At 35.7% G+C, this 7,832-nt stretch carries 6 protein-coding genes; 4 read left to right on the top strand and 2 right to left on the bottom strand.

Features of this window, described 5'->3' with window-relative positions; genetic code table 11:
• Positions 1–23 precede the first annotated feature (23 nt).
• Together K6G87_RS03140 and K6G87_RS03135 are read left to right on the top strand one after the other, a co-directional pair.
• Positions 24–1,298 carry an O-acetylhomoserine aminocarboxypropyltransferase/cysteine synthase family protein gene (locus tag K6G87_RS03140; RefSeq protein ID WP_296833777.1) on the top strand — a complete coding sequence of 425 codons (1,275 nt, stop codon included), beginning with the start codon at positions 24–26 and terminating at the stop codon, positions 1,296–1,298.
• A 17-nt stretch (positions 1,299–1,315) separates the two neighbouring features.
• Positions 1,316–2,566, top strand: a complete 1,251-nt coding sequence (locus tag K6G87_RS03135) for a chloride channel protein (RefSeq protein WP_296833775.1) — start codon at positions 1,316–1,318, stop codon at positions 2,564–2,566.
• A 131-nt stretch (positions 2,567–2,697) separates the two neighbouring features.
• Here K6G87_RS03135 and K6G87_RS03130 read toward each other — a convergent pair whose 3' ends face one another.
• Complete coding sequence (locus K6G87_RS03130) at positions 2,698–3,303, bottom strand: YgjV family protein (RefSeq protein WP_296833772.1); 606 nt, start codon at positions 3,301–3,303, stop codon at positions 2,698–2,700.
• A 240-nt stretch (positions 3,304–3,543) separates the two neighbouring features.
• A complete protein-coding gene (locus tag K6G87_RS03125; RefSeq protein ID WP_296833769.1) occupies positions 3,544–3,939 on the bottom strand; it encodes a hypothetical protein in 396 nt (131 codons plus the stop codon).
• A 240-nt stretch (positions 3,940–4,179) separates the two neighbouring features.
• On the opposite strand from K6G87_RS03125, the gene K6G87_RS03120 reads away from it, so the two are divergent.
• Together K6G87_RS03120 and K6G87_RS03115 are read left to right on the top strand one after the other, a co-directional pair.
• Complete coding sequence (locus K6G87_RS03120; RefSeq protein ID WP_296833766.1) at positions 4,180–5,907, top strand: ABC transporter ATP-binding protein; 1,728 nt, start codon at positions 4,180–4,182, stop codon at positions 5,905–5,907.
• Between the two features lie 88 nt (positions 5,908–5,995).
• Complete coding sequence (locus K6G87_RS03115; protein WP_296833763.1) at positions 5,996–7,750, top strand: ABC transporter ATP-binding protein; 1,755 nt, start codon at positions 5,996–5,998, stop codon at positions 7,748–7,750.
• Positions 7,751–7,832: the final 82 nt, after the last annotated feature.

The raw sequence follows: 7,832 nt of genomic DNA, 5'->3' as shown, positions 1-7,832 counted from the left end.
GAAAAAGAAAAGAGGAAGACGCAGTGAGAGAGGAAACAAAATGTATCCAGGCAGGCTATGAACCTAAAAATGGTGAATCACGTCTGATGCCTATAGTACAGTCTACAACATTCAAATATGATACAAGTGAGGATATGGGCAAACTGTTCGATCTTGAAGCGAGTGGATATTTTTATACCAGACTTCAGAATCCTACTAATGATTATGTGGCAGCTAAGATTGCAGCATTAGAGGGTGGAACAGCAGCAATGCTTACTTCCTCAGGTCAGGCAGCAACTTTTTTCTCAGTATTTAATCTTGCAGGACAGGGAGACCATGTTGTTGCTTCTTCAACAATATATGGAGGAAGCTTCAATCTTTTCAATGTAACAATGCGTAGAATGGGAATAGATTTTACATTCGTTGATCCGGATTGTTCTGATGAAGAGCTCGAGAAGGCATTCAAACCAAATACCAAAGCAGTATTTGGAGAAACAATAGCAAATCCTGCTCTTATTGTATTCGATATCGAGCGTTTTGCTAAAGCAGCGCATGCACACGGCGTTCCGCTTATTATTGATAACACATTTGCAACACCAATTAATTGTCGCCCTATTGAATGGGGAGCTGATATTGTAACTCATTCAACAACTAAATATATGGATGGACATGATGCGACTGTAGGTGGTGCTATTGTAGATTCAGGTAACTTTGACTGGATGAAATATAAAGACAAATTCCCAGGACTTTGCACACCTGATGAGTCCTATCATGGAATAACTTATGCAGAGAAGTTTGGCAAAGAAGGTGCATTTATTACAAAATGTACAGCCCAGCTTATGAGAGATCTTGGATCCATCCCGTCACCGATGAACTGCTATATGCTTAATCTTGGACTTGAATCACTTGCAGTACGTATGGACAGACACGTATCTAATGCTCAGAAGGTTGCTGAGTTCCTTCAGGCAAGTGATAAGGTTGAATGGGTCAATTATCCTGGACTTCCTGGTAACAAGTACTATGAAAGAGCCAAGAAGTATATGCCTAAAGGAACCTGCGGAGTTATATCTTTTGGAGTAAAGGGCGGAAGAAAAGCAGCTGAAGAATTCATGAAGCATCTTAAGGTTGCAATAATAGCTACTCATGTAGCTGATGCTCATACATGTATCCTTCATCCGGCATCTTCTACACATCGCCAGATGACAGATGAAGAGCTTCTTGCAGGTGGTGTTGCACCAGATCTTGTAAGATTATCAGTGGGAATTGAAAATGTAAATGATATTATTGAGGATTTGGAACAGGCGCTTGGAGCTATTTAAGCTCAAAGGAGGTATCTGTGCAAATAATACCTAATATCAGGGAAAATGATAATAACTTTCGTAAGACGGCTATTAGTATGGCTCTTCTTGTAAAATGGATCATTCTCGGATTGATAATAGGTGTTATTGTTGGCCTTGTGGGAACTCTGTTCTCATATATGCTTACATTTGCAAATTCTTTTCGCAAAGAAAATTCATATATCATGCTACTATTACCGGTAGCAGGTGTTATTATTGTGTACCTGTATCATTCCTTTAAGGATTATCATGATACAGGTACTAATCTTATAATCAAAGCTATCACAGAAAATGAAAGTATTCCTCTTTATAAGGCTCCCCTTATTATAATTTCAACTTTTTTAACCCATCTCTGTGGAGGATCAGTAGGTAGAGAAGGGGCTGCACTTCAGTTTGGAGGTAGTCTTGGTTACAATATTGGTAAGCTCATTCGACTTGATGAAGATGACAGAAAGATAATGACAATGTCCGGAATGGCAGCTGCTTTTTCAGCTTTATTTGGAACACCTATTACGGCAGCATTTTTTTCCATAGAATTATCAAGTGTTGGTGCAATGCATTATGCAGCGCTAGTACCAGGAGTTACCGCATCTCTTATAGCTGTACATATAGCAAGATATTTTGGAGTTGAAGGAGATGTTTTTGTTGTAAAAATTGTTCCTGAAATGACATCGGGACTTGTGCTTAAAAGCGGCAGTATAGCAATTATAGGTGCTTTTATCGGAATAATTTTTTGTTTGAGCATAAGATATGCAAGACAAATTCAGGACAAGATGTTTAAAAATCCATATTTTAAAGTAGTTGCAGGCGGCATCATAATAGTCTTATTGTCATATATATTTAGAAGTGGTGACTATAATGGGGCCGGAATAGAGATGATAGATAAGGCATTTAATGGATTATCTCCATATGAAGCTTTTATTATAAAGCTTATATTTACGTCTATTACTTTGGGAGCCGGATATAAAGGTGGTGAAATTGTACCAGCCTTATATATTGGAGCAACTTTTGGAAGGCTGTTTGCTTATTGTAGCGGATTTCCTAATCAGATGGCTGTGGCACTTGGTATGATTGCAGTTTTTTGTAGTATTACTAACTGCCCTGTAGCTTCATTACTGATAGCTTTTGAGATGTTTGGATATGAAGGCGCTCTTTACTATATAATCGTAGTAGCGCTAAGTTATACAATATCAGGTCATATAAGTCTTTATAAGAGCCAGAAGATAAAATATTCCAAGTTTACATATTAAAATGCTTTGGGTCATAAACATATAAAACTCATAAAAATATAAAAAGCTCTATATATAATAAAAAGTACCCTCCTTACCGGTATTTCAGGTTAAGAGGGTACATATCAATAAACTATAGAGCTTTTATTACTTTATATGATCTTAATATATTTATCATCATTCTTTGAGAAACCAACCTTATTTAGGTACGGAATGTGATCTTTAGATGGATTACTTATCTGAGCGACGTTTATATTGAAGCCTTTAATATGTGAAAACAGGTACTGTCCAACAGAACAGTCTCTGTATGCAGGAATAGTATAGTCATAATACAAATCATAACACCCGTCATTTATTCTGCCTGCAGTAATTCCAACAGGAACATCGGAATTTAAAATAATAAAAGCGGTATCCTCTACAGTAAGTTCTCTGTAGCTTGGGAAAAATGATTGAATATCTTCGCGATATTTTGAAATAAGGTCGTTAAGAACGGTATCATTTCCAGGAGCTTTGATAAGTCTGTATTCAGTACTGTTATTGCTGAGTTTACGCATATTAATGATGTTAATGATAATAAGGGCTACGTTCATTACAAGTGTAGGATATGCTTTTATGGCAATAGCATATATTACAGCAAGTACACTACCTGCGGTATTGATAATACGAAGCTTCATTACTGAAGTCATGAGCATTGATATAACTACAAGAAGTGAACCGGCATAACCTATGATATCGAAAATGCTAATATTAAGATCCATATAAAACCTCCGATTAGTGTTAATGATAGAATTAGTATATCATATCTGCCATATTGAGATGACAATATAAATAAATGAAAAAAGGGGATAATCTGTATATTTAATTTAAAAGACAGCCCTGTACGATATTGTTCGTATGGGCTGTCTTATTATGTTATGAGCTGCATTAAGTGATTTGAAACACTCTCTGCAAGCGCTCTTTCTCTTGCAATATACGAACAAGAGAAATAACATTTGCTATTATACTGTAGTATCCAAATTAGACCCTGTGGAATCTTTATTGGTACTACCATCAGCCTTGTAGGTCGAAAGAACTGATTCAAGAACGTTAGAAGAATTATTTTCATAAGAAGTTTTCTTGGATTCTTCTGTAGTACTTGTTGTATCAGTTTTGTCAGATGTAGAACTAGACTGACTCTCTAATTTACTGTAATAAGCAGAAAGAAGTTTTCCATAACTACCGCTTTTTATTTGGCTATAATCTGATAGGGATATGCTTGCTGCAACATTAGAGTCATCTATATTCAAAGAGCCTAACAGTGCGTTAGCTGTAGCTGATTTTGAACTTAATGCAGATTGCTGACTATAATTCAGCATACTTGAACTGGCGATACTGCCTATACTTATATTACTCATATTTTGCCCTCCTTAGCAGAAAGTACAAAAGCAATCCTTGCTTTTTAAGCTTTTTTTCAGAAAAAGTATGTATAATTTTTGACCAAGTTCTTGTATATAAAATTACTCATACTTATCTTACTTATCTATCGGATGAAAATCATAATAAATTAACCCATATTTTGAAAATTTTTCAAACATCTGATTATATGTTAGAATGTATGCGGTTAACAAGGATAATAAAACAGAGAAGAGGGTATTATGAAATCATTACTTAAATATCTAAAGGATTACAAAAAAGAGTCCGTTCTGGCACCTGTTTTCAAAATGCTGGAAGCAATGTTTGAACTTATAGTACCGCTTGTTATGGCGTCGATCATCGATGTTGGAATCGCGAATTCAGATCGCGGACATATCATCAAGATGGGCTTGGTACTTGTACTTCTTGGTGCAGTAGGACTTAGTGCATCAATTACAGCACAGTATTTTGCAGCCAAAGCTGCAACGGGATTTTCTGCTAAGCTCAGACATGCATTATTTGAGCATATTCAGAATTTTTCTTTCTCCCAGATGGATCTTTTCGGGACAGATACACTTATTAATAGAATGACAAGTGATATAAATGACGTTCAGGGCGGAGTTAATATGTTCCTGCGTCTGTTTATGAGATCACCATTTGTAGTATTCGGTGCAATTATAATGGCTTTTACAGTTGATGTAAAATCTGCATTTATATTTGTTGTAACAATTCCTCTTTTGTCAATCGTTGTATTTTTTATCCTGATCTGGACAATACCTCTTTATAGAAATGTTCAGAACAAGCTTGATAACGTTATGACAAGCACCAGAGAAAATCTGACAGGCGTTAGAGTAATCAGAGCTTTTAATAAGGAAAAGAGCGAAGAGGAAATTTTCAGAGACAGAAATACAGTCCTTAATCATGCGCAGCAGTATGTAGGTGCAATTTCGGGAGTTATGAATCCTCTTACATATCTCATGATTAATATAGCAACCGTTATTCTTATATATACAGGTGCTGTACGTATTAACATAGGCGTGCTGACTCAAGGTGAAGTTATAGCGCTTCTTAATTATATGTCTCAGATTCTGGTTGAGCTTATAAAGCTTGCTAATCTTATTATTCAGATTACAAAGGCAATTGCCTGCGGTAATCGTATAGCTACAGTATTAGAAACTAAAACTGATATGGTTGATGGATTAGATAAGATAGATGTTGATAGCTCAGACATAGCAGTTGAGTTCGATAATGTATCATTAATGTACGAAAACGATGGCGAGAATGTTATTGAGAATATGAACTTTAAGGTAAGAAAAGGACAGACCGTTGGAATTATCGGTGGTACAGGTAGTGGTAAGACATCTCTTATAAGCCTTATACCAAGATTTTATGACGCTACTCAAGGCCAGGTAAGACTTTTTGGCAAAGATGTCAAAAATTACAGTATCGAAGACCTTCGCTCTCACGTAGGTATTGTTCTTCAGAAAGCAGAACTTTTTAAAGGAACAATTGCAGATAACCTTAAATGGGGAGATGGTAATGCAAGTCTTGATGATATAAATAAAGCTCTTGATATGTCACAAGCCAGGGAATTTGTTGATCAAAAGGCTGGACAGACAGAATTTATGGTTGAACAAAACGGACGTAACTTATCAGGTGGACAGAAGCAGAGGCTTACTATTGCACGTGCTCTTATGAAAAAACCGGATATCCTTATCATGGATGATAGTGCATCTGCTCTTGACTTTGCTACAGATGCAAAGCTTCGTATGGCTATTGCTCAGAATGAAGGAAATATGACAACTTTTATAGTATCTCAAAGAGCAGCTTCAGTTCAGAATGCAGATATTATCCTGGTTCTGGATGATGGAAAGATTGCAGGAATGGGAACTCATAAACAGTTACTTGAAGAAAATGAAGTTTATCAGGAAATATATTATTCACAGTTTCCCAAAGAAGAAGTGATGTAATAACTGATAACAGTAACTAAGTTGTTTTAGTTCTTCACCTGAAAGCTAAAATGCAGCTTTTGGTCATAACAAAAGAGAGGCAGGAAACATGAAGAAATTCAGTCAAAAAGACGTTTTGATAAAAGTATTTAATTATATAAAAAGGTACAGAATATATTTATACATATCACTAGTATTGTCATTTGTAACTGTGCTACTTACCTTATATATTCCCAAACTGACAGGTCAGGCAGTAGACTTTATGTTTGGACCAGATCAGGTTGATTTTAAAGGTGTATTCGGAATAATAACAAAGATTATTGTATTTGTAGCAATCACAAGTGCTGGTCAGTGGTTAATAAACCTTTGCAATAACAAAATGACCTATAACGTAGTTAGAGATATAAGAAATGATGCTTTTCATAAGATTCAGGAAATGCCACTTTCATATATCGATTCACATGCTTATGGTGAAATAGAGAGTAAGATCATAAATGACGCGGCCCAGTTTGCGGATGGACTTTTAATGGGATTCACACAGTTCTTTTCCGGTGTAGTAACTATTATCGGCACACTAGTATTTATGCTTACAGTAAATGTAGGTATCACTATAGTAGTTGTTGCTATTACACCTTTATCATTTTTGGTGGCAGGTTTCATTTCAAAAAGAACTTTCCAGATGTTCAGTGAACAGTCCAAGATTCGTGGTGAGCAGACCGGATATATTAATGAAATGATCGAAGGTCAGCGTGTTATCAAAGCTTTCAACCAGAAAGAAAAAGTAATAGAAAAGTTTGATGTCATAAATGAAAGACTTAGAGAGAAATCTCTTAAAGCTACATTTTTCTCATCTTTGACAAATCCATCAACAAGATTTATAAACAGCCTTGTATATACAGGAGTTGGAATTTTTGGAGCATTATCTGTTGTATATGGACGAATGAGTGTAGGTCAGCTTTCTGCATTCTTATCCTACTCAAATCAGTACACCAAGCCTTTTAATGAAATATCAGGCGTTATCACTGAACTTCAGAATGCTATTGCATGTGCTGCAAGTATTTTTAGTTTTATAGAAGAAAAGAGTGAGATTCCTGATAAAGATGATGCAATTGCACCCGATCATTTTGAAGGAAATGTAAAGATTGATAACATTAGTTTTTCTTATGTTGAAGGCCAAAAGCTTATTGAGAACTTTAATCTTGACATTAAACCTGGCCAGAGTATAGCTATTGTAGGACCTACAGGATGTGGTAAAACTACTCTTATTAATCTTCTAATGAGATTTTATGATGTCAATAAGGGTGCAATTCTTGTAGACGGTACAGATGTAAGAGATATCTCAAGGGGATCTCTTAGAAATGCATATGGAATGGTACTTCAGGAAACTTGGCTTAAATCAGGTACTATCAGAGATAATATTACGATGGGCAATCCAGATATTTCTGATGAAGAGATGAGAAAGATTGCTAAAGTGTGCCATATTGATTCATTCATACAGAAACTGCCTAAGAAGTATGACACAGTTATATCTGAAAACGGAGAAGAATTCTCTCAAGGCCAGAGACAGCTTATGTGTATAGCAAGAGTTATGATGAGCAAACCTTCTATGATGATCCTAGATGAAGCAACTTCATCTATTGATACAAGAACCGAAATGAAGATACAGGAAGCTTTCAATGCTATGATGGAGGGCAGAACAAGTTTTGTTGTAGCACACAGACTTAGTACTATTAAGAATGCTGATATCATACTTGTAATGAATAGCGGAAATATAGTAGAAATGGGTAACCACGACAAGCTTATGAAGGAAAAGGGCTTCTATTATAACCTTTACATGAGCCAATTCCTCGGAAAAGCTATTTAATACTGTATTTTAATGCGGTAAAGTATTGAAAATTATTCGAAATATGAGATAATGGTATTTGTAATGCGAACTAGGAAATTCA

Source organism: Butyrivibrio sp. (assembly GCF_024699075.1).
This window is presented reverse-complemented; position numbering and strand designations above follow the sequence as displayed.